Origin of the sequence: Sphingobacterium sp. B16(2022) (assembly GCF_012030425.1) — a bacterium.
Lineage (GTDB): Bacteria > Bacteroidota > Bacteroidia > Sphingobacteriales > Sphingobacteriaceae > Sphingobacterium > Sphingobacterium anhuiense.
Genome location: NZ_JAAUVN010000002.1, coordinates 824,253 through 849,576 on the forward strand (window position 1 = coordinate 824,253; position 25,324 = coordinate 849,576).

The window sequence follows — 25,324 nt, forward strand, 5'->3', positions numbered from 1 at the left end:
TTTTAATGAAAAACATGAAAGCAATTATATTGCATGAACCAGGCCGGTTCGAATATATTACCAAAGAAAAGCCATCAGATCTTAAACCTGATGATGTATTGTTGAAGATAAAGAAAGTGTCGATTTGCGGTACCGACCTCCATGCATACAAAGGTAAGCAACCTTTTTTTACTTATCCACGTATTTTGGGGCATGAAGTATCTGCCGAAATTGTTGCAGTAGGAAGTGAAGTGAAAAGGCTTAAAATTGGAGATAAGTGCACAGTTGAGCCTTATCGTAATCTGGTAGAAGATCAGGCAGTGCGCAAGGGTAAAACAAATTGTGGGAGCACCTTAACCGTATTGGGCGTTCATGAAGATGGTGCAATGCAGGAATACATCACGTATAAAGCCACTAATGTACATCTTACAGAGGGGCTTGATGACGATCAGATTTCCTTGGTCGAACCTCTGGCGATTGGTGCGCATGCTGTAGACCGCGCTCAGATCTTGCACGATGACACAGTTTTGGTGATCGGTGCCGGCCCTATCGGATTGGGTGTTGCTGCTATTGCGCGCTTGGCGGGTGTGAAAGTTGCGGTTGTGGATTTGTTACAAGGTAGGCTGGATTTTATTAAGCATAAATTTCCTGAAGTAGAAACCATCTTATTGTCAGATACCATAGAAATGGATATCAGGGATGCCTTTAACGGAGAATTGCCTACCATGCTGTTTGATGCAACGGGTAGTAAAGTATCTATGGAAAATTCGTTTAACCTCGTTGCGCAAGGAGGAACTATTGTTTTTGTAGGATTATTTGTTGGATCTGTTACTTTTGATGATCCTAATTTTCATCGGAAAGAAATTACATTAAAAGCAAGCCGTTCTGCCCGGGCTCAAGACTTTAAGAAAGTAATCCAGTTGATACAAGCGGGACTTATTGATACGGATGGATACATTACCCACCGGATTCCTTTCGATCATCTTATTGATGACTTTGAAACGTTGTATCAACCAGACCAAAATCTGATTAAGGCTGTTATCGATTTTTAATTTAGAAAATTATAAATGCTGACGAAGAAAACTAGGTCGTTATAATAAATGACAGAATGAACTAGCCTTATTAATAACTCAAAAAAATGTTTTATATATACTTTTTGTTTCAAAATTATTTAAAAATATAATATCCTTAAAGTTATTTTTTAAGATGGTTAGTGTGTGGTGCAGGAGCAATTCTGTGCCACATTTTTGTTTTAGTTGCTGATATGCTCTTATATTCAAAAACACATTATTATTTATTTACATTTTTAGTCCATTAAGACGTATGGTAAATAGCTTGAACAAATTGACCAGAGATATAAGATTTTGCTAGTATTTTATGTTAATATAGTATCAATACTGATTAATAATCCGTCAATCAAAACTATTTATTTAGGTTAATTTTATGATCAGTAGAGAACCAATGATATCACTAAGAATCGAAGCACTTACCGGTAATATGTACTGATGATCGTCATGGACGATGGGAGGTTGGTTTTAAATCAATATGTGTCTTAGGAAAATAGGGTTTATGGTGAACATGAATAAAACTTCGGAAATAGTGATAATTAAAAAATAACAGTTTAAATAAATAGATGATAACGAGATTTGATATCGAAGATAAACGCTTTCCTTTGAATACAGGAGCTGGAAGTGATGCTGTGCATAAAGACCCAATTTATTCTTATGCCGTAACCCGATTAATGGATGACAAAGGCCGTGTGGGTACTGGATTAGCCTTTACTATTGGGGCAGGTAATGAATTAGTATGTCAGGCTGCGGCCTTTTATGCTGAACGCTTAGTGGGCAAAGGGATAGAAGAAACAATGGCCGACTTTGGTCGCATATTCAATGCGCTAAGCAATGAACAGCAGTTTAGATGGTTGGGCCCCCATAAAGGAATTGTGCATTTGGCACTGGCTTCAGTAACCAATGCTTGTTACGATCTATGGGCGAAAACTAGAGGTGTGCCGCTATGGAAATTGTTGACCGATCTGACAGCTAAGGAGATTGTGAATACACTTGATTTATCGTATTTAGAAGATGAATTGACCGCTCAGCAAGCGATTGCTTTGCTAGAAACGAATTTGGTCACGAAGGATAGCCGTATGGGTATCATTGATAGTGGCTATACGGGATACGATACTTCAGTGGGCTGGTTTAACTACTCGGATGAGCAAGTGCGGGAGAATTGCCGTAGGGCTTTAGATAATGGTTTTAGTGCGATGAAGCTGAAGGTTGGAAGTACTGACCCGCTCCGTGATATTAAACGTGCTCATATTGTAAGGGAGGTAGCCGGCGATGCCGCTACAGTTATGTTGGACGCAAATCAGCAATGGACACTTCCGCAGGCACTGTCGATCTGTGATGAACTGAAAGCGATGAATCCCTATTGGATTGAAGAGCCTACACATCCAGATGATATTTTAGCACATAAAACATTAACAGATGCAATAGCGCCAATTAAGGTTGCAATGGGTGAACATGTCCCCAATCGTATTGTATTTAAGAATTATCTACAGCTAAATGCCGCTGGATTTGTGCAGGTCGATGCTGTCAGGGTAGGTGGTGTTAGTGAATTTATCAGTGTAAGTTTATTATGTCGAAAATATAATATTCCGGTAGTGCCACATGTGGGCGATATGGGACAATTACATCAGCATCTGGTGCTTTTTAATCATATTTCCATGGGGCATGAAGCATTATTCTTAGAACATATTCCGCATTTAAAATCCCATTTTGTACATCCTGTACAGATTGAAGGAGGCGTGTATAAAACTCCTATGGAAGTAGGAAGTAGTTGTGATTTACTTTAATTAATAATTTGATGTTAGGATCGTTAGACTTAAGTATTGCCATCATTTATATACTACTCATCTTAGCGGTAGGGATATGGGCAGGGGTGAGTCAGAAACTCGAAAATAAAGGTTCTGCCAGTGACTATTTTTTAGCGGGCAAATCGTTGAAATGGCCGGCAATAGGACTTGCTCTTTTTGCAACAAATATATCAACGGTCCATTTAGTTAGTTTGGCACAGAGCGGATTTGATACCGGGTTGTTGAATGGTAATTTTGAATGGATGGCAGCTTTTACCCTTATCCTGCTTGCTTTGTTTTTTGTACCGTTTTATCTGAAGTCAGGTGTTTCAACTTTACCTGATTTCTTGGAACGTAGGTATGATAAAGCAAGTCGTGAATGGCTGACGATGATATCCATTGTATCGGCAATTGTGATTCATATCGCATTTTCGATGTTGGCAGGGGGGATTGTACTTAAAACACTTTTTGGTTTTGATATGTATTTGAGTATTACCGTTATCTGTATTATCACGGGCATCTATACGATACTCGGAGGTTTACGGGCCGTGGTTATAACGGAATCTATCCAGACTATTGTTCTTTTGGCTGGTGCTTTTATTATCAGTTTTGCTGCTTACGATAAGATGGGCGGATGGATTTCGATGAAGGATGTTTTGGTTGATGAAGGTCAGCTTGAACGATTATCGATGTTGCATCCCCATGGGGACAGTAGTGGTATGCCATGGTATGCCGTGATCTTAGGTTACCCCATTTTAGGTATCTGGTACTGGTGTGCGGATCAGACGATTGTGCAGCGGGTACTCGGTGCTAAGGATGAAAATCATGGCCGCGTAGGTGCACTTTTTTGTGGGTTTATTAAAATCTTGCCGGTTTTTATTTTTGTTCTTCCTGGATTATTTGCCTACACTTTATTTAAAACGGGGCAGTTGGATCTGACAAGCTTAGGTGTTGACGTTGCCGGAAATGTAAATTCAAAAGGTATCTATACGTTGATGATTACACAATTGTTGCCATCTGGTTTGATCGGGGTATTGGTCGCAGCTTTGCTATCGGGTTTAATGAGTCAGATATCAGGTGCACTCAATTCTATTTCCACTATGGTCAGCTATGATATCTATAAGCAGAAGAGACCACATGCAACAGATAAGCAGCTTATAACTGCAGGTAAAATCTCGGCAGTAGTAGCTATGGCTTTTTCTTTAGCTCTTCTTCCTTTGTTAGATAAATACGAAAGTATATTTAATGGAATCAACGATGTAATTGCACATATCGCACCGCCGATAACATGTGTATTTCTTTTAGGAATCTTTTGGAAGAAGGCTTCTGCGGCATCTTCGAAATGGACACTATGGATCGGTTCTGCATTGGGTGTGATTGTCTTTATCGCGAATAAGCTTTTACCAGGAACATGGATAGGCCAGATCCCCTTTATGGTGATGGCCTTTTACCTGTTTATAATCTGTGTGTTGATACAAATCATATTTTCTTATCGTTTTCCTGTGCAACATACAGCCGAAAGTAAGGAATTATACTGGAAAAATCCACTGGAACCTCTTAAGGGAAAAGCTTGGAAAGGTATTGGAAATTATAGGGTATTATCGGGACTATTGTTATTAATTGTTGTGGTATTATATGGAATATTTAAATAAAAAGGTATTACTTCGATTTGTAATCGGGTTAGTGATGGTTTCATTAATCTTCGTCGGATGTAAAGATAACGGTTCACTTCAAAAGGTGAAACGGTATGCATCTGTCACTGGGCTTAAAGAGGAGAAAATAGAGGAGTATAAAAAGCTTCATGCAGCGGCATGGCCTAGTGTGTTAAAAATGATAAAAGAATGTAATATTCAGAATTACTCCATTTACTTAAAAAAAATAGACGGGAAAAACTATCTCTTTAGTTATTTTGAATATGTAGGTGATAATTTTGAATTGGATATGAAGAAAATGGGAGATGATCCGGAGACACAGCGCTGGTGGAAAGAGACGGATCCCTGTCAGATTCCGTTACCGGATGCTGCAGCAAAGGGTGCAACTTGGTCAGATATGGAAGAGGTTTTCCACACGGATTAAAATGCATATTGTATCTTAGAATTTTCGCTATCGAAAAATTTATTTGATTTTAATTTCGTTTATGTAAACGAAATCATATAATATATCATTAAACAGAGTGTCATGTGCTCATTTTTACCAATTAAAACCGACACTCATAACTAATAATTGCAATGAATAATACAAAGCAACTTGCTGCTTGTTTACTAATTTTTTGTATTGGTATTTCGACTTTGAAAGCCCAGGATGCAAAAAGGAATAAAATTTGGTATGAAAGTCCGGCTAATGCACTTGTTAAAGATGCGGCAAATGGATGGGAAAGTGATCCCGAATGGCTGAAAGCATTGCCTGTAGGTAATGGTTCACTTGGAGCTATGGTATTTGGCGATGTTAACCATGAACGTATACAGCTTAACGAGATGACGTTATGGAGCGGTAGTATGGATGATGGCGATAATCCTGATGCACCGAACGCACTCAACAAAATTAGGCAATTGCTCTTTGAAGGAAAATACAAAGAAGCGACAGCGCTAACGAATAAAACACAGATAACGAAGGGTAAGGGATCTGGATCCGGAAATGGGGCAAACGTGCCTTTTGGTTGTTTTCAGACATTAGGTGATCTGCGGTTAGATTTTGGATCGGATAAACCATATCAAAACTACTATCGCGAACTGGATCTGATGAGCGGAATAACGCGGTCAACTTTTATTCAGAATGGCGTCAAGTTTACGAGGGAAGTGTTTGCTAGTCATCCGGATCAGGCTATTGTCATTCGTTTGACTGCGGATCGTCCCGGAGCAATTCAGGTTGCTCTGAACCTGGATCGACCGGAAAGGTTCGAGACACTTGTGGTTGACAATAGGCTGCAGATGTCAGGAACGATGGACAACGGTAGAGGAGGAGATGGAATGAAATATATTGCGCAGGTCACTCCGGTGCTGGAAGGCGGAAAAATTAGTGCATTAGGTAAAGCGATCCAGATTACTGGGGCAAATGCATTGACTCTGATTGTGACGGCTAAGACAAATTATAAGCAGGAATATCCAACATTTGTTAATCCAAATTTTGAAAAAGAGCATGCTCAAATCGTGGCTAAGATTGTGTCTAAAAAATATCCGCTTCTGAAAAAGAGACATACAGAAGATTTCTCGTCTTATATGGACCGAGTGGACTTTCGATTAGGAAATGTAAAGAATGATCAAGCAACAAACACCTTGATGGCTAGTAATGTGCAATCTGGGAATGAACAGGTTTTGTATCCATTATATTTTCAGTATGGTCGATATCTCCTGTTGTCATCATCACGAGATGGTGGATTACCGGCAAATCTGCAAGGAATCTGGGCTAATAAAATACAGACTCCGTGGAATGGTGACTACCATACGGATATCAATGTTCAGATGAATTATTGGCCGGCGGAAGTGGCAAACTTATCGGAATCGCATCGACCATTGATGGACCTGATTGCTTCTTTAGTGGCCCCGGGTCAAAAGACTGCAAAAACACAATATCAAATGTCGGGTTGGGCCCTGCACCCGATCACAAATGTATGGGGGTATACTTCTCCTGGAGAAAGTGCGAGCTGGGGCATGCACATTGGTGGTGGCGCCTGGATAGCGCAACATATTTGGGAACATTATGCTTTTACAAAGGATAAAGCTTTTTTAACCAAAGCTTATCCGATCTTAAAAGAGGCTTGTCTATTTTATTTGGACTGGTTGGTCGCTGACCCTAAAACTGGCTTTTTAGTTTCTGGTCCTTCTCCATCTCCTGAAAATTCATTTAAAGCTCCTGACGGTTCTGTGGCACAGATCAGTATGGGCCCATCACATGATCAACAGGTTATTTTTAACCTTTTTGAAAATACGCTTAAATCAGCTGCGATTTTGGGAGGTGAGCAAGATGCTTTTGTGAAAAAAGTACAGGTGGCTAAAGGGAAATTGGCAAGACCAACTATAGGAAGCGATGGCAGGTTAATGGAATGGGCACATGAATTTGAGGAAGTTGAACCTGCTCACAGGCATTTGTCACATCTATTTGCCTTTTATCCGGGTAACGAAATAACGGTGAATAAAACACCGGAGCTAGCTAAGGCGGTACAGAAATCTTTAGAAAAACGGGGTGATGATGGTGTGGGATGGACCTACGCATGGAAAATTGCACTGTGGGCAAGGTTGCATAATGGTGATCGTGCATTGACGATGTTGAATAAGCAGTTGAGGCCAACTGGAGATATGAATACAAAATATGATGGTGGTGGTGGAACATATTATAATATGTTTGACGCTTGTCCTCCTTTTCAGATTGATGGTAATTTTGGTGTGATCGCAGGAATGGCTGAAATGCTTTTGCAAAGTCATGAAGATTTTATAGAATTGTTACCCGCATTGCCGCAAGGCTGGAGTGACGGTGAAGTATCAGGTTTAAAGGCTCGAGGAGCTGTCGAAGTGGATATGAATTGGCAAGGAGGTAAATTGAAGTCTGCTTTTGTCAAAGCAAAATACGCTACTACCTGTAAAGTAAAATATAAGGGTCGTGTAGTTGAAGTCAAACTGACTCCTGGAAAAAGCGTTAATTTACAGAAATTGCTATAGTCGTGATCACGGTACTGGCATAAAGTTGACAAGAAAAAGCTTATGGGCTTTTAATAATAAATAGCTATAAAAAGATCGAGTTCAATGAAAGAATTGAAGGATAAAGTAATCTTGATTACCGGCGGAACAGCGGGGATTGGATTGGCCTGCACACAAGCGTATGTTGCTGCGGGGGCGTATGTCGCTGTCATCGGATTGGACGAGCTGAGTGTTGCGGAAACGATAAAAACAATAGGTGGTGAGCATCTGGGGATTTGCTGTGATGTGTCTCAAGATCAGGATGTACGGGAGAGTGTAGAAAAGATAATAGCTCGTTTTGGAAAGCTAGATGCTATTCATAACAATGCCGGATTGGGTTCCCCATCAAAACCTTTGCATACAACAACAGATGATGAGTGGGATCTCTTGATGAATGTGAATATCAAGAGTATCTTGTTGACGACACGTCATGGTTATCCTCATTTAAAAGCGTCGAAAGGCTGTATCATACATACAGGGAGTTTGGTGGGAGAGATCGGACAGGAAAATCATGCGGCTTATTCGGCGACAAAAGGTGCCATAAATGCGCTTACTAAATCAATGGCGCTGGACTATGCAAAAGATGGAGTAAGGGTTAATACTGTGCTTCCTGCAGCAGTAATGACGCCAATGCTTAAGACATGGGCTCAGGAGCAGGCCGATCCCGATAAGGTCTTTGATTTTTTGAAAGATATTCATGCATTGGGCTACTGTCCTGATGGTGATGTGATCGCTGATGCCTGCGTATTTCTATTGTCTGATAAAGCACGCTTTATTACGGGAGTTAATTTACCGGTGAGCGGTGGTGCAGAGCTGGGTTACAGAAGAAATGTGTAGCGTGTACTTAATCTTATTAATGAAGCAGGAAATAGAGATAGCCTTGGGGTTTCAAATTGAAACTCTGGCTCGGAAAATAAAGGTTGATGCTATCTATTGGTGCGTTAAGAATCGTCGATTACATATTTATTTTTTGGAATGATAGTATTATTGAATTAAAATCAATAAAAAGTTTTTATATTTTCAGTGTGGTATTAAAAAAAAGGAAAGTTCATCTACCGGATCGGTGAACTTTCCTTTTTTTTTACATGTTTTTGAGCATTTTGTCTATTGTCTATACCGCTGTCTGCTAGCTAAATTTGTGATTGTGTTAAATACACGATGTTGAATAAGGAATAAGCAAAAACTATGATAACAATTAAAAATTTTCTTCGCTATGGTCTGCTTTTAAATGGCTTGACCTTTGGTGCTGTTGGTTATGCGCAGGAGAAACTGGATCTTTCCGGCAAATGGTCGGTTGCATTGGATTCTTTGGATATTGGCGAGAAGCAGGGGTGGCCGACACAATATTTTAAGCAGTCCATGCTTTTACCGGGTACGACTGATGATGCTGGTTTGGGAACTGCAAATACGCTAAAGCCCGCTCTTCAAAAACCACAAGTGTCACACTTGACACGTAAACATGCGTATCTAGGTTCTGCCTGGTATAGTAAAGCTATCACTATACCCACGGCTTGGGACAAGAAGAGGGTGATCTTAAAACTGGAAAGAACAATCTGGAAAACAAATGTCTGGGTAGATGGTCAAAAGGTAGAATTGGAGGAAAATAGTATAATTGCCCCTCATTTTTATGATATAACACCTTATTTAAAGGCGGGAAAAGAGCAACAGATTACAATCAGAGTGGACAACCGTAAGCTTTTTGATATCAGTACTGATAATATGGGACATGCTTATACCGATCATACACAGATTATCTGGAATGGTGTTATCGGTGAAATTAGTCTGCAGGCATTAGATCAGGTTAACCTTTCCGATATACAGGTTTTTCCTGATTTAGTTCGAAAAATAGTTCGCGTAAAGGTTAAGGCACATAATTTTGATAGTAAGGCAATTAAGGGGACCCTTAATGTGCAGATTGGACAGCAAGCTAAAAATGAAATATACCCGAACAAGGAACTTGTTTTGAATCCCGGTGTAACAGAACTGGAATACGAATATCCGATTGCAGGTGATGTAAAAACCTGGAGTGAGTTTACTCCTGATCTATATACTTGCGAGGTATTCTTGAAAACCAAAAAACATCAATCTAAGGAAAATGTGCGTTTTGGTATGCGCGAATTTGCATCAAGGGGCAATGCTTTTGAATTGAATGGCATGCCTGTTTTCCTGCGCGGTACTTTAGAATGTAATATTTTTCCTTTAACCGGACATCCTCCGATGGATAAAGCGGGATGGGAGAAAGTTTTTATGACGGCAAAGGAATGGGGTTTGAACCACATCAGATTTCATTCTTGGTGCCCACCTAAGGCAGCATTTGATGTTGCGGATGAAATCGGGATGTACTTGCAGGTAGAGCTTCCGGTATGGTCTTTAACGATTGGACAAGATGCGCCTACTACAGCATTCCTGTATCAGGAAGCAAGCCGTATGATTCGTGAATATGGTAATCATCCTTCTTTTATGATGTGGAGTATGGGTAATGAGTTGCAGGGTGATATGAAAACCTTAAATAAGTTGGTCGATTCATTGAAATCGGTTGATAAAAGGCATCTGTATGCTAATACATCTTACACGTTTGAAAGTGGACATGGAGATCGACCTGAATATAATGACGATTTTCTGATTACCCAATATACGAAAGATGGTTGGGTAAGGGGACAGGGTGTATTTAATTCGAAATCACCGGCATTTAATACAAATTATGAAAAAGCGGTTGCGAATTTTCAAGTTCCAATTGTAACCCATGAAATCGGTCAATACGCAGTATACCCTAATCTGAAAGAGATTGATAAATATACGGGTGTATTGGAACCAATCAATTTTAAGGCGGTAAAAAAGGATCTGGAAAAGAAAGGGATGTTGGGGCAAGCCGATTCTTTTACGTCTGCTTCAGGAAAACTAGCAGCAATACTGTATAAAGAAGAAATTGAAAGAGCGCTTAAAACGGGTGGAATCAGTGGTTTTCAATTGTTGGATCTGCATGATTTTCCTGGCCAGGGAACGGCTTTGGTTGGATTGCTTGATGCTTTCTGGGATAGTAAGGGTGTGATTGATGCGAAGACTTTCAGCCAGTTTAATGCGCCGATTGTTCCTTTACTTCATTTTCCAAAGGCCACGTACACGAACTCAGAGCGATTTGAAGCGCAGATCGCGGTATCAAATTATGGTGGCAAAATACTTAAAAACCAGGAAATCGTATGGCGCATCAAAGACGGAGAAAAGTTTTAAAAAGCGGAACAGTTGTTGGTAATCTTTCCAATGGATACAATGCGGGCATTGGACAGTTGCAGTTTGATTTGGGAGAAGTACCGACGGCATCAAAATTGTCTGTGGAAGTTGATCTAAAAGGTACTACATATACCAATAAATGGGATATCTGGGTATATCCTGCATCAGAAAAAGTTTCATATGGTGATGTGCATTACACAAGAGATGTGAATGAAGCATTTGTACTGCTGAATCAGGGTAAGAAGGTCTTATTGAATCCGGATTGGAAAAAGATAAAAGGACTGGAAGGAAAATTTGTACCTGTATTCTGGAGCCCGGTTCATTTTCCTAAACAGGCGGGAACAATGGGAATGTTGGTCGATCCTAATCATGCGATGTTTAAAAAATTTCCAACAGACTTGCATACCAACTGGCAATGGTGGGATCTGAATATCAATTCCACAACAATTATCGTTGATTCATTGTCAGGTGGTCAATCAGTGATTCAGATGGTGGATAACTTTGCTAATAACCGTAAATTGGCATTGGCTTATGAAGCGAAAGTTGGTCAGGGTAAATTAATGTTGGTTTCAATAGATCTTGCTCAAAAATTGGATGAACGTTTTGTAGCAAAGCAATTGTTGATCTCTACGCTGGATTATATGAATAGCAATCAATTTAATCCAACAGCCATTCAAAATCCGGAGCAGATTAAAGCATTGATGATTAAAACAGATAAAGAACAATTGAAAACAGATCCCAAGAGTATTTATTAAAAAAAGGCTATAGAGGGGGAAAATAGATCGTACTATTTTTCTGACTTTTAGTCCATGAATAAAATCTATTTTAAATATAATTTTAAAAACGATCAAGTAGCATTTCTACTTGATCGTTTTTTTTGATTTCCTTATTTACTATCGAGCAGTTGGAATTTCGTTCTTTTCTCTAAACCTATTCCTCATTAGTAATGAGCTGTTTTTACATCGTTTTAATTCTTTCTTACATTTTTACGAACCTATACTCTTTTATTTTTGCTTTGAACCAAATATCAAATCAATAATGAAAGTAAATTTAATAACATGTTGTCTCTGGGCAACTCGGCTGTCTGTCCCGAAATGGCATCAAATAGCCTTACTTAATGCTTTTTGTGCCATAACAATTAGTGTTCAAGCACAAAATAATATATCGGTTCAAGGGGTAGTACGTAATGAACAAGGTGTTGTTATGGAAGGAGTGAGCGTTAGGGCAAAAGGAACTGCAATCGGAACACAAACGGATATAAATGGTGCTTTTAAGCTAAACGTACCAAATCAAGAAACGATTCTACAATTTTCTTATATTAATTACATCAAGCTGGAGATAGCTGTTGGTAAAGAAACCCAATTTACAGTTACATTATCTTCTGAGAATAATATGATTGATGAGGTTGTAGTTGTTGGCTTTGGGCAGCAAAAACGAACTAATTTGACTGGATCGGTGGCTGTTGTAGATAAAAAATCATTGGAAAATAGACCTGTTAAGAATGCACTGCAGGCACTGCAGGGCCTTGCTCCAGGATTGAATATTTCTCAAAATAACGGTTCTCTGGAAAGTAACCCCTCTTTAAATATTCGCGGAAGTGGTACAATAGGACAATCGTCATCAGCTCCTTTAGTTTTAATAGACGGAGCGGAGGGATCATTGACTGCTTTAAATCCACAAGATATCGAAACTGTCACTGTCCTTAAGGATGCGAGTACCGCTTCCATCTATGGGTCTAGAGCGGCGTTTGGTGTTATACTTGTAACAACTAAGTCTGGCCAAAAAGGGAGTCGCCCTGTAGCTTCTTACAATAATAGTTTACGGATAAGTACGCCTGCATTAACATTGAAAACGATGGACTCTTATTCATTTGCAAATTATTTTAATCAAGCACAAGTCAACGGAAACGGCGCCCCCCATTTTGACCAAGAACATCTGGAACGAATCAAGCAATTTCAAGAAGGTAAAATTAGTACGAGTATTATTCCTAATCCTACCAATCCTGCACAATGGGCCGATGGATATATGAAGGGCAATGATAATGTGGATTACTTTGATCTGATGTATAAAGATCAATCTTTTGGACATGAGCATAACCTAAGTCTTGCGGGAGGTAGCGATAAGACAACCTATTACGTCTCTGCCAATTTATTGGATCAACAGGGTTTAATGGCGCTTAATACGGATGTCTATAAGCGATATTCGATGTCAGCAAGGATAAATTCGCAAATATCCAGTAAACTAAACTTAAATTATATAGGAAGACTTGTTCGTGAAGATTTTAAAAAGCCAACGGATCTTAATAATTCTTTTTATGACAATCTAGGCCGTCAGGGCTGGCCTACATTACCTTATAAGGATCCAAATGGATTTCTTTATAATTCACCCTCACCGGTAATGGGGATGTTAGAAGGGGGAGATTATAAGACCGTTAAAGATATCAATACACAACAGGTGCAACTTGTTTTCGAACCCCTTAAAGACTGGAAAACCTACGGGACTGCAACTTACAGGATTACGAGCCGTTTTGATAATACTTTTTCAAACCAACTTTATAACCATGATGTCGCAGGAAATCCGATTCTTTATAAAAATTCTTCTTATGTAGCGGAATACGCTTATAAAGAAAACTATTATAATATCAATGCCTACACTGAGTTGACCCGTAATTGGAACCTGCATAACTTTAAAGGAATGGCTGGTTTCCAAATCGAAAGCGCAGCTTATCGTGACCTAAATGCTTCTCGAGATGGTATCATGATTATTGGACAACCTGTCATTGATTTGACTTCAGGCACAGATCCAAGTGGACAGCCAAAGGCACCTACAGTATCTGGTCAGTATCAGGATTGGGCATCGGCCGGATTTTTTAGCCGGTTTAATTATGATTATGATTCTAAGTATTTACTGGAAGCGAGTATGCGTTATGATGGATCTTCTCGATTCAGAGCAGACAGCAGATGGGGATTCTTTCCATCATTTTCTGCAGGCTGGAATCTTGCTAAGGAGAGTTTTATGGAGAATACAAGATCATACATCGATATGATCAAACTTAGGGCCTCATACGGTGAACTAGGAAATCAAAATACCAATGTTTGGTACCCAACTTATGTTGTAATGCCCGTCGGTATTGCATCCGGAAGTTGGCTTCTTAATAATCAGCGTCCAAATACGGCATCTGCAGCAGGATTGGTGAGTGCAAATCTGACATGGGAAACGGTTAAAACGTTAAATATGGGAGTTGATTTTGCTTTATTAAGCAATCGGTTATTTGGCTCATTTGATGTTTTCCAGAGAAAAACATTGAATATGGTGGGACCAGCACCACAACTGTCCAATACTTTGGGTACTGCGGTGCCTCAAGCGAATAATACAGATTTAAAAACGAATGGATTTGAATTAACATTAGGATGGAGGGACAAAATTGCGGACAATTTTGGATATAATGTTAAGTTTTTACTGTCGGATTATACTTCTACGGTTACAAGGTATCCAAATCTAACTGGTTCATTTAACGGAGGCTATAGAGAAGGGCAGAAGTTGGGTGAAATATGGGGATATGAAACCATAGGGATTGCCAAGTCTAAGGAAGAAATGGAAAGTCATTTAAATAGCTTACCTAACGGCGGACAGTCTGTCATTGGAAGTCAATGGGAAGCCGGTGATATCATGTACAAAGATTTGAACAATGATGGTAAAATTGATTTTGGGTCTTGGACAGAATCGGAGCCTGGGGATCGTAAAGTAATCGGAAATAGTACACCGAGATATGCCTTTGGGTTCAATTTTGGGGCTGATTATAAAAATTTCGATTTCAGTATGTTCTTACAGGGAGTAATCAAACGTGATGTATGGCAACCGGGTTATTATTTTTGGGGTGCCACCTCTAATATTTGGGCATCTACAGGGTTAACCCAACATATGGATTATTTTAGAACTGGAGATAATATGTTTGGTGAAAACCTTGATGCTTACTATGCGCGTCCAATATTTGGTACGAATAAAAATCAGGAGGTTCAAACACGGTACCTACAGAATGCAGCTTATATCCGACTTAAAAATATTCAGATCGGTTATACGGTTAATGCTGATGTGCTGAAGAAAATCGGTATTTCAAAGGGAAGGATATATTTGTCTGGTGAAAATTTATGGCAAAAATCAAATGTCGCGACAATGTTTGATCCTGAAACCATAGATGGAGGTTCCAGTGGTACGGTTTACCCACTTACCAAAATGTGGGCAGCAGGGTTAAGTCTTACATTTTAATTCAAAAAAACATGAAATTACTAAAATATCTTACTTTAGTGCTACCGCTTTGGATGGTAGCAGGATGCAATGATTATCTCGATATTACACCCCCTTCGCAGATAATCCCAGAAAAATATCTTAATGAAGAATCGCAATTAGCAAGTTATGCTATAGGCCAATATCCTAATATTCTTCCATCACACTCCGGTTGGGGTTTCGGCACATTTGGAATTGATGCTGGAACGGATAATATGATATCTCCAGATATAAACAAGCGATATCTTCCCGGTGAATGGAGAGTGGATACTGAGGGTGGTGCTTGGGAGTTTTCGAACATTTATCAGATGAACTTTTTCCTGAACAGCGTCTTACCAAAATGGAAGGCTAAAACAATAGTGGGAAATCAACAAAATATTGAACATTACATTGGTGAGATCTATTTTTTACGTGCATATATCTATTTTCAGAAATTACAGGAATTAGGTGATTTTCCGATTATTAGAAATGCAATGAATGATAAAGATCCACAAATTTTGATCGAAGCAGCAAAGCGAGATCCACGCACCGAAGTTGCCCGGTTTATCATCTCGGATCTAGATTCGGCAATTACATTATTGAAAAGCACATCAATAGATGGTGCGAAGCAACGTATCTCTAAAAATGTGGCGTTATTATTGAAATCTCGAGTTGCTTTAAATGAAGGAACTTGGTTGAAATATTTCAAAGGAACGGCATTTGTTCCTGATGGTGCTGATTGGCCAGGAAAAACGAAAGCGTATACGCAAACATATACTTATCCAACAGGAAGCATCGATGGTGAAATTAACTATTTTCTTTCTCTAGCTATGGATGCCTCTAAGCAGGTGGCAGATCAAATCGATCTGGTGCCCAACACTGGAATTATTGAATCACCAAATAACGAAAACCCTTACTTTTCGATGTTTGGAGCAGTAAATATGGCAGGATATAGTGAAGTTCTTTTATGGAGACAGTACAGTGAAAGTCTTGTAACACATAATGTTCCTGTGTATGCGCAACTTGGTAACTATGCGGTTGGTTTAACGCGGAGCTTGGTGGAAAGTTTCCTTATGAAAAATGGATTACCCATATATGCTGCAGGATCTGGATACCATGGCGACGATTATATTGCCGATATCCGGAAGGAGAGAGATGGTAGATTGAACCTGTTTTTAAAAGAACCAGGACAAAAAAATGTTCTTTTAAATCTGGGGGCAGGAACGCATGGTACACCCATTGAACCTTATCCAAGTATCGGCGAAACGACAGCAGAACGACGTTATATTTCTGGTTATACTATTCGAAAAGGCATTTCATATGATGGCAAACAGACGAATAATGGTATGGGATTTACTGGAAGTATTACTTTCCGTGCAACCGAAGCTTACCTCAATTACATAGAAGCATCTTATGAAAAAAATGGTAGCATCGATGCGACTGCAAGAAACTATTGGCAAAAGATCCGTCAACGGGCAATGGTTGATGTAGATTTTGAGAAAACAATAGCGGCAACTCAGATGGGATTGGAGGTAAAGGATTGGGGTGCTTATTCTGCTGGAAATCTGATTTCTCCGACCTTATATAATATCAGAAGAGAACGAAGAAATGAATTGATGGCTGAAGGATTACGCTTGATGGATTTAAAGCGCTGGCGCTCGATGGATCAATTGGTTAGCAAAGCTGATCATTTTGAAGGTTTCAAAATATGGGGACCTATGAAGAGTTGGTATAAACCAGAGCAACTCGTTTACGGTGCCGATGAACCAAAGGCTATTGTATCTGACCCGAGTTTGGGTATGTATCTTCGTCCTCATGAAATTCGCCGGAATATGCTTTCTTATAACGGAGTACGGTTTACTTTAGCGCACTATTTGTCACCAATCGCGGTACAGCATTTTCAACTTGCCTCAACAGATGGTTCGGTAGCGAATTCAGTTATTTACCAGAATCCTGGCTGGCCAACAGCAGCAGGGCTTGGAGCAAAATAGATCAATTTCCGGTTGTTAATCTGCTATTTCCATTTTATTGTATAAATAAAATGGAAATAGCAGATTTTTTTTTGAACTATTGTATAACGATTATGCGACGAATTGCTTCCTTGTGTCTGATGTTTAAGTTTAAAATGGTAATATAGGCTTAGTATACGTTAATTTAGTATTCATCTTTTCCAGTAGTACAAAGTAAATTGCACATTGAATAATGCTCAGTACTATTATTCAAAATCTAAATAACTATGTTAATCAAATTATTAGAATTATGAATAAATCTATCCTATTGACATCTATGTTAGGGTTTGCCTCTATATATGGTCATGCGCAAGTGAATAGTAAGAAAATACCTGTTAAGAATACGTACGAAATTAAGAGTACCGATAGTCCTGAAGATATATTAAGGAAAGCCGTTCATGTTGTGCCTACAGCAAATCAATACCAGGCTTTAAAAAATGAATTTATTGCTTTTATCCATGTTGGTCCCAATACATTTACTAAAATGGAATGGGGAAATGGTATGGAAGACCCGAAGATCTTTGATCTCAAAAATCTGGACACCGACCAATGGTGCGAGGCAATGAAAGCCGCGGGTATGAAAAAAGTAATCATTACGGTGAAGCATCACGATGGTTTTGTGCTTTGGCAAAGTAGGTATACGAAACATGGTATTATGTCTACTGGATTCAGAGAAGGAAAAGGTGATATCTTGAAAGATTTAACAGCTTCCTGTAAGAAGTATGGATTAAAACTGGGGGTATATTTATCTCCAGCAGATCTTTTTCAAATTGAAAGTCCTGAAGGGCTTTATGGTAATTTAAGCGAATACACGCAACGAACAATTCCCCGTGAAGTAGAAGGAAGACCATTTAAAAATAAAACAAAGTTCAATTTTAAGGTAGACGATTACAACGAATATTTCTTAAACCAACTGTTTGAATTATTGACGGAATATGGTCCGGTACACGAGGTCTGGTTTGATGGTGCACATCCGAAAACAAAGGGTGGACAAAAATACAATTATGATGCGTGGCGTGAATTGATCAAAAAGTTGGCTCCAGAGGCCGTAATTTTTGGAAAAGAAGATATCAGATGGTGCGGAAATGAATCTGGCAATACTAGAAGTACAGAATGGAATGTAATTCCTTATAACGACGATCCCGCAGGGCTTCAGAATTTTCTCGATCTTACAGATGAAGATTTAGGAAGTAGGGCTAAGATTTTAAAAGCTAAATACCTACATTACCAACAGGCTGAAACAAATACTTCAATTCGAGAAGGATGGTTCTATAGAGACGATACGCATCAAAAGGTAAGAAGTACTGATGATGTTTTTGATATTTATGAACGATCGGTTGGCGGTAATTCAACTTTTCTTTTGAATATTCCGCCTAATAGAGATGGTAAATTTTCACCGGAAGATGTTAAGGTGCTGCATGAAGTAGGAAGCCGTATTAAAGAAACTTATGGTCAGAATCTTTTACGTGGAGCGAAAGGAAGCAAAGAAACCTTGGATGACAATATGGAATCTTTTACCGTGTTGTCGGATAAAAATCCGGAACTGATCTACACATTAGCAAAACCGGTGAAAATAAACCGCTTTGTTATTCAGGAAGCTGTAAGTACAAATGGAGAGCGTATTGAAAAGCATGCTTTAGATGCTTGGATTGATGGTCAATGGAAAGAGATCGCGCATGCGACTAATGTGGGCTACAAACGTATTCTCCGTTTCCCTGAAGTGACATCGGATAAGTTTCGTATTCGCATATTGGAAAGCAGGGCAACCCCTATTATCAGTAATGTTGCCGCACATTATGCTCAGGGAAGACCTCCACAATTGGTATTTAATCGAAGTGTAGATGGTATGGTTGCTATTGCTCCTTCGAAAAGCGAGTTTGGATGGAAGCCCCATGGTGAGGATATTCTTAAAAATCTAAACACTAATTTTCAAATTCACTACACGTTAGACGGCAGTAAGCCTACAGCACAGTCTCCCGTATATACGCAGCCGATCGCTGTAAAAGGTGGGCAGATAAAAGCTGTAGCAATTAGTGCTGATAAATTGGTCGGTGCGGTGGCAGAAGAAACAATTGGCATAGCTAAAAAGCAGTGGAAAATTATCGATAATAGCAGTGAGGTTGCTAAACATGATGCGAAGCTGGCTTTCGATGCAGACCCAAAAACGTATTGGCAATCTAATGAAAATGGCGCGGCACAACATATTTCGATCGATCTTGGACAGCAGTATAATTTAACAGCATTTAGTTATACACCACAAAAAGAAAACGGAAAAGGGATGATGGCTAAAGGTGTGATAAAAATTAGTAATGACGGAAAGAATTGGAGTGATGCTGAACGATTTGAATTTGGAAATCTAATTAATGATCCGACAAAGCGCACACATCGATTTTCTAAAAATATTCAAGCACGATACATCACAATTGAATCGACAGAAATAACTGGAGGAGGAAAACTGCTTACTGTAGCGGAACTGGATTTTATTGAATAACCGATTTACATTTAATGTCTATGTTTGAAAAACCAATAAGTATCAAATATACGCTTGATATTTATTGGTTTTTTATCTTAATCTTTTATCTAGACCTAACAGCTGATGATTAAAAATCTATTGTGTATTTGTATAAAATGGATCCTTATTATGCTGAGCACTATTACGATACTTTTTGCTCAATCTAAGGGTAAAATTTATTGTATTGGACAGGAATTCACGACAGGATTTGCGATGTTTATGCCTGAAAAAAATAGCTTTCCTGCACAGTTATCGACTATGATCGGTCAAGATTATCAAGTCATATTAAATGGGAAGGATGTCGCTGTGAATGCTCCAATACGCATTGAAAATCATATACTAGAAAGTATAAATAATCTTGTCGTCAAGAAAGGTGATTTACTCTTTCTTGATTTGAATCAGGATGCCGATTTTTCCGAAGGTGATGACAAGTTATTGAAAAGTATCACTTCATTAATCAATAAAGGTGCTCGAGTGGTATTGTTGCATACTCCTAATAATTTTGATCCTAAAATTCAATCGTCTAAAGAGCCAGAATTGCAGGCTCTGGCTTTTAAAAGTAATTGTGAAATTGTGGATTTGTCACCTGCTTTATATGGAGGTGATGTCTATCTGGATAAGGAGAAAAGGCTAACGTCTATCGGTGCTAGTCTTGTTGCAAAGCGGTTATATGAGCTTATAAAAACGCCAGTAATCGGATCTTCAAAAATTAAAATTGAAAATGGAAAGCGTGAGTCTTTTTATGGATTTTCTTCTGAAACGTTCGATTTTGAAGGTAAAGAAGCGAGAGTTGTGAAACCTAAAATCGTAGCTAAAGGAAGCCCATGGATATGGCGCGCACGTTTCTGGGGACATGAACCTCAATTGGATATTGCGATGTTGGAGCGAGGATATCATATCGTTTACTGTGATGTATCCGAACTTTTTGGCAATGAGGAGTCACTACAAATCTGGAATAATTTTTATAAATTCTTACAGCAATTCGGACTGAATAAAAAAGCAGTTATGGAAGGTATGAGTCGAGGAGGTATATACATATACAATTGGGCTCTACGTTATCCCGATCGTGTTAGTGCCATTTATGCTGATGCACCGGTGTTAAATTTTAAAAGCTGGCCGGGAGGTAAAGGAACGGGAAAAGGAAGTCCGGAGAATTGGGAAATCTTTAAACAGGATTATAAACTGACAGAACAACAGGCTCTTGATTTTAAAGATGCACCTGTGGATAGAGCATCTGAAATCGGTGCGTTAAAAATTCCGACGATTCATGTTATCGGTGATGTGGATGATATTGTACCGCCTGATGAAAATACGCTTCCTTTTGCTAAAGCTTATATTGCCGCTGGCGGGAAATTGGAAATTATACATAAACCGACAGTGGGTCATCATCCGCACAGTTTAGCTGATCCAACGCCACTGGTAGATTTTCTGCTAAGAGCAGATGGGCGTAAGCTAAACTTTGCAGCTATTGCCGCAGCTGGCTCAGAATATAGGAGTGGAGCGGGTTGGAGTCCAAATATGGGCTGGTGGGGAGAAAATGATGATATTAACCGTATTTTGGACAGTAAGAAACAACACTTGGACATTTTATTTGTCGGTAATTCCATTACACAGGGTATTGGAGGTACAAGGTCACATCTTCCTTATAAACCAGGTTACACTGCATTTGAATCCGTTTTTTCATCATACAAATGGGATTGTGCAGGAATAGCGGGCGACCGAACACAACATGTACTTTGGAGGTTGATCAATGGTAAATATAAGGAGGCTGCTCCTAAAGTTGTTGTCGTAACAATAGGTGTCAATAATTTCTTAGATGGTGATACGGCTGAAGAAATTGTAGCAGGTATCCTTGAAATAAAAAAATGGATACGCACGAATATGAAGAATTCTAAATTGATCTTAACGGGGCCATTGCCTGTAGGCGTGGAAAGTACGGATCCCCGAAGACGAAAATATGAGGATATACACCGTCTTTTAGCGATTCAGGCTAAAGATCAAAGTTGGATCTATGCCCCGCTATCTGATACGTTTATAAAAGCTGACGGTAATTTATCGTTGGATGATTATAGCACTGACGGCATCCATCTTTCTGGAGGGTATACAAAATGGGCGCAAAGTTTGTCAAAAATAATTCAAAAGGCATTAGGTGAATAATTTTTTGAACTCTAATGTTCTATAAAAATATAATTTCTATTAAGGGATAGAATATTAAACAGGACATTTTTTTATAAGGGGAGCCCAATATTTATTGGGCTCCTCTTATTTTTTAAAAACTTCCAATTTTTTCTGTTTATATCATACTAAGGAAGCTTTATATTTAATTAGATTTTTTGAAGTTCTATTTTTTCGCCTGCTTTTAAAGAGATGTTATACGTATCTCCTTCTTTACTGATCATTTTATTAGTTTTTGATTTTAATGGTTGCTCATAGCGTAATCTTAAAGTACCGGTTTGTTCTGCTTTAATGATCAATTTATCAAGTTGACCGTTTGTTTTAGAAGCGCTAATTAAGAAACCACCTTCAGCTCTGAGATCAGTAAAGGAAATGTTTTTCCAACTTATCGGGATTGCTGGGAATAGCTCCACATAACCTTGTTTGCTCTGTAGCAGCAATTCATGGATACCTTGTGCAAATGCAAAATTACCCTCTAATGTAAACGGCCGGTAAGTAAAACCTGAGTATTGTCCACCTTTCTGATCCCCGTTGACATGAAAGGAATTGGTCGAACAAAAGTTGTTTGCAAATTTTTGGAGATTAAGAACTGCCTGTTCCCCCTCTTTTGCACGGGCATGTAAACAAGCCATCCAGCTGAAGGAATAACCAACCCAAGCACGAGTGCCTAATTTTTCTAAATGGCGCATTGATTTTGTGATCTGATCTTTATCTTCTGCTTTATTGATATCCAAAAGACCTAGTGGATAAATCGATAAATAGGGTGACATATGACGATGGGAATGCTCCATAGGAACATCGACCGCAACCATTAATCCTGTTTCGTTTTTTGCATAACCTGGTAGTTGCGTTTCTACAGTTCTCCATGCTTTGGCATCGTTTACTTGTCCGCTAGCTTCGCTTACTTCTGCCGCAGCTTCAAATAGAAAATGGGCAAGAGCGAGATCAAAATTGGTCCAATCTTTAAACCAGGCATTTGTGCTATTATCATTATATTCAGGACTTGCGCTAAGTGGAAGATAACGTTTTCCATTGCGTACCTCTGTAATGTTGCGAAGGTAAGTGGCCGATTCGATAATGTACGGTAATGCTCTTTCCTTAAGAAATTTCTTATCCATACTGTACTTCCATTGCATATAGAAATGGTGTGCGGTCCAAGCGCTTACTGTTGGTGAAAGGGCATATTGAACCCAGCCGCCCATGGGGATTCCACTTAATGTCAGAACGCCGGGAATGTTAAGACCTTCAACACCAAAATACTGTTTGGTGTAAGCTAAATTGGCAGGTCTGATTTTCCATAACCAGTCTGTGAAAGTTTCGGCTTCAGCAAGTCTATTTCCTGTATAGGTGGGCCAATAGCTGAGCTGTGTATTGAGATCATTATGAAAATCTCCTTTCCATGGGGGTAATCCACCATTATCTGCAGTCCAAACTGCTTGAAGTGTAATGGCTGGAGCTCCTTTTCGTGCTGCAGCACCGAGTTTATACATTTCCAAATAGTACTGTCTTTGTAATAAAGCATCAGGTATGTTTATCGCTGATTGCTTCCAGTAGGTATGCCACCAGGAGAGATGAGTTTCTGTAAATTTGTTGGTGGTTTTTGATTGGATCTCTTTATTTAAGTTTGCTTTTTCATTATTGGCTACAGTCCACATACCAATAAGCTTATTGGGCGAGACTTCTTTCCACTCCAATAATACTTCATAAAACCTATTTTCATAGGTCGGCTGGTGAATAAGCTGGCTGTGTGTTGATGTGGTCAACTTCCCTTGTTTATAGCCGAGTCGTGATAGACTTTGTCCATCGACTACGGACACTTCGTTACTATTATCAGAAGCCAACGCATATTGATGTGGAAGTAATTTGGGAAGGGCATTTTGTATATTTTGACCTGTAATCTCAAAATAACCCACTGGTTTATCTGCATGAATAAAGCAAGTAAATGTGTTTCCGTTGTCAAAGCGGACGGTGTTTGTTGCAGTTTTTATATCCAGTACATTGGAGACTACCTTGCCTAAAGAAGCGAGATCAAAAGACATAGCTGCGGCAGGAAGTTTGGTTGGGTAGGGATAATCCCCATAAGGATTGTCACCCCATTTTTGTACTTCGGTATATTGCCCCGAATGAAGTTTTTGCTGTACCCATTTGAAGTCATGTTGTTCAAGTTGAAATGCCTTACGCTCGTCCCATAAATCGGCACGATCTAAAGATAGTCTTAAGGTATTATCTTTTTGCCAGATTAATGCGCCAAGCATACCATTTCCTAAAGGGATGGCTTCGTCCCAACGGGTTGCTAAATGTTCGGATTGAAGATTGTCCTGCTTAGAAGGTTGTGCGTATAGCGGATAGGTTAGCGTAGCTATCGCTATTAATGATAATAAATATGATTTCATTGAAAGCTCTAATGGTTCTTGCCAAAGTTAAAGAATTCACTAAAGTTTGTTTGGATGTTTATTATCAATTATTGATGCAAAGTTAACCTTTTATAATTTATCAACGTGTATTAATACCTGTATTAGGGAATTACATGTCCATTTCTTTACGATATTCCCGTGGACTTTTTCTCATAATAGTTTTAAAGAATTTATTGAAGTTGGTTAGATTTTGATAGCCACTTTGGTAGCAGATTTCAGAAATTGACAGTTGTTTATTCATCAGCAATTTGCACGCATGTCCGATACGCATTTCATTAACAAATTTAGAGAATGATTTTTGGGTATGGCGTTTGAAAAAACGACAAAAGGCATTGGGTGTCATATTAACCAACTCTGCGGCTATTCCTAATGAAACTTCTTCTCGGAAATTTTGCATAACATAAATGTATACATTATTAATGCGATTGGTTTCTTGTTCTCCAAAAGTAGGTTTATAGCCTTCTGAGGCTAAATTTTCGCATTCTTCTGCCTGATGGAGTAATTCAATAAGATTTAGAAATCCGGTGATTCTAGAAAAACTCTTTTTCTGTGCTAGACTTTTGATTAGTTCGGTAGCTTGTTCTAAGGTTTGTCCATGAAATCTCAATCCTCGTTTTGATCTTTTGATGAATTGCTGCATAGCACTAATGGTTGCTTGATCATCTGTAAGTCGTAGTAAGAAATCCGCTGGAAAATAGAGTACGATTGCTCTTGCACGTTCATCATGTTGGGGATTAAGAAAAATATCGTCATTACGCCAGATGTGAGGGATATTTGGTCCCATTAGCACAAGATCTCCAGCACTAAAGCTATCGACATGATTGCCAACGACACGTTTTCCATAACTCTCTAAAATTAGGACGAGTTCACATAACTCATGGAAATGTAAGGGGTTACTCAAAAACTCCTGATCGACCTGCTTGATGAGGATTGTCTTCTCGTTAGGGGGAGACAGTTCAATAAATTGTGCTTTCATAATAGGATATGATGATTAATAATTGTCAAACAAATATAAGTAATAATTTTTCGAATAAAACAATACTGATTATTTTGTCATGTTAAATTATGAAGATGGGTGTAAAAAGTTTTATTTCATGTGTATCAAGTTTTAGTTTGTTGTCTTCAGGAGCGATAACTTTGAGTTCTATGTTCGCGTGTTCGCTTCATATACCTTTATAGTAAATATTTTATGTGTATAATAACCAATTTTTAAAATGAAG

The 25,324-nt window shown here is 38.9% G+C and carries 14 protein-coding genes; 12 read left to right on the forward strand and 2 right to left on the reverse strand.

All coding sequences use genetic code 11. The annotated features are described in order from the left end of the window. Positions 1 to 14 precede the first annotated feature (14 nt). The 12 genes from HCX49_RS13705 (at position 15) to HCX49_RS13755 (ending at position 21,672) form a co-directional block, all read left to right on the forward strand. Positions 15 to 1,031, forward strand: a complete 1,017-nt coding sequence (locus HCX49_RS13705) for a zinc-binding alcohol dehydrogenase family protein (protein ID WP_168127397.1) — start codon at positions 15 to 17, stop codon at positions 1,029 to 1,031. A 581-nt stretch (positions 1,032 to 1,612) separates the two neighbouring features. After that, a complete protein-coding gene (locus HCX49_RS13710; RefSeq protein ID WP_168127398.1) occupies positions 1,613 to 2,833 on the forward strand; it encodes an enolase C-terminal domain-like protein in 1,221 nt (406 codons plus the stop codon). 11 nt (positions 2,834 to 2,844) lie between these two features. Continuing rightward, a complete protein-coding gene (locus tag HCX49_RS13715) occupies positions 2,845 to 4,485 on the forward strand; it encodes a sodium:solute symporter (protein WP_168127399.1) in 1,641 nt (546 codons plus the stop codon). After that, on the forward strand, positions 4,469 to 4,909 hold the full coding sequence (locus HCX49_RS13720; protein ID WP_237682801.1) for an L-rhamnose mutarotase: 441 nt from the start codon (positions 4,469 to 4,471) through the stop codon (positions 4,907 to 4,909). The genes HCX49_RS13715 and HCX49_RS13720 overlap by 17 nt, the downstream gene beginning before the upstream one ends. A gap of 152 nt (positions 4,910 to 5,061) precedes the next feature. Then, on the forward strand, positions 5,062 to 7,485 hold the full coding sequence (locus HCX49_RS13725) for a glycosyl hydrolase family 95 catalytic domain-containing protein (protein ID WP_168127400.1): 2,424 nt from the start codon (positions 5,062 to 5,064) through the stop codon (positions 7,483 to 7,485). Positions 7,486 to 7,569: 84 nt separating this feature from the next. Further along, positions 7,570 to 8,340, forward strand: a complete 771-nt coding sequence (locus HCX49_RS13730) for an SDR family NAD(P)-dependent oxidoreductase (protein WP_168127401.1) — start codon at positions 7,570 to 7,572, stop codon at positions 8,338 to 8,340. A gap of 348 nt (positions 8,341 to 8,688) precedes the next feature. Next, positions 8,689 to 10,731, forward strand: coding sequence for a sugar-binding domain-containing protein (locus HCX49_RS13735; RefSeq protein ID WP_206368466.1), 2,043 nt, complete (start codon positions 8,689 to 8,691; stop codon positions 10,729 to 10,731). Then, the gene (locus tag HCX49_RS25415; protein ID WP_206368468.1) at positions 10,701 to 11,486 is read left to right on the forward strand and encodes a hypothetical protein; all 786 of its coding nucleotides are present in this window, start codon (positions 10,701 to 10,703) and stop codon (positions 11,484 to 11,486) included. Before HCX49_RS13735 ends, HCX49_RS25415 begins: the two co-directional genes overlap by 31 nt. Positions 11,487 to 11,769: 283 nt before the next feature. After that, complete coding sequence (locus HCX49_RS13740; RefSeq protein WP_206368470.1) at positions 11,770 to 14,997, forward strand: SusC/RagA family TonB-linked outer membrane protein; 3,228 nt, start codon at positions 11,770 to 11,772, stop codon at positions 14,995 to 14,997. An 11-nt stretch (positions 14,998 to 15,008) separates the two neighbouring features. Then, positions 15,009 to 16,985: a RagB/SusD family nutrient uptake outer membrane protein gene (locus tag HCX49_RS13745; protein WP_168127402.1), complete on the forward strand. Its 1,977-nt coding sequence runs from the start codon at positions 15,009 to 15,011 to the stop codon at positions 16,983 to 16,985. A 268-nt stretch (positions 16,986 to 17,253) separates the two neighbouring features. Next, positions 17,254 to 19,494 carry an alpha-L-fucosidase gene (locus HCX49_RS13750; RefSeq protein WP_168127403.1) on the forward strand — a complete coding sequence of 747 codons (2,241 nt, stop codon included), beginning with the start codon at positions 17,254 to 17,256 and terminating at the stop codon, positions 19,492 to 19,494. A 150-nt stretch (positions 19,495 to 19,644) separates the two neighbouring features. Further along, complete coding sequence (locus HCX49_RS13755) at positions 19,645 to 21,672, forward strand: GDSL-type esterase/lipase family protein (RefSeq protein WP_168127404.1); 2,028 nt, start codon at positions 19,645 to 19,647, stop codon at positions 21,670 to 21,672. Between the two features lie 167 nt (positions 21,673 to 21,839). Here HCX49_RS13755 and HCX49_RS13760 read toward each other — a convergent pair whose 3' ends face one another. Beyond that, positions 21,840 to 24,083 carry a glycosyl hydrolase family 95 catalytic domain-containing protein gene (locus HCX49_RS13760; protein WP_132842070.1) on the reverse strand — a complete coding sequence of 748 codons (2,244 nt, stop codon included), beginning with the start codon at positions 24,081 to 24,083 and terminating at the stop codon, positions 21,840 to 21,842. A 130-nt stretch (positions 24,084 to 24,213) separates the two neighbouring features. Continuing rightward, on the reverse strand, positions 24,214 to 25,080 hold the full coding sequence (locus HCX49_RS13765; protein WP_132770220.1) for an AraC family transcriptional regulator: 867 nt from the start codon (positions 25,078 to 25,080) through the stop codon (positions 24,214 to 24,216). Between the last annotated feature and the right edge of the window lie 244 nt (positions 25,081 to 25,324).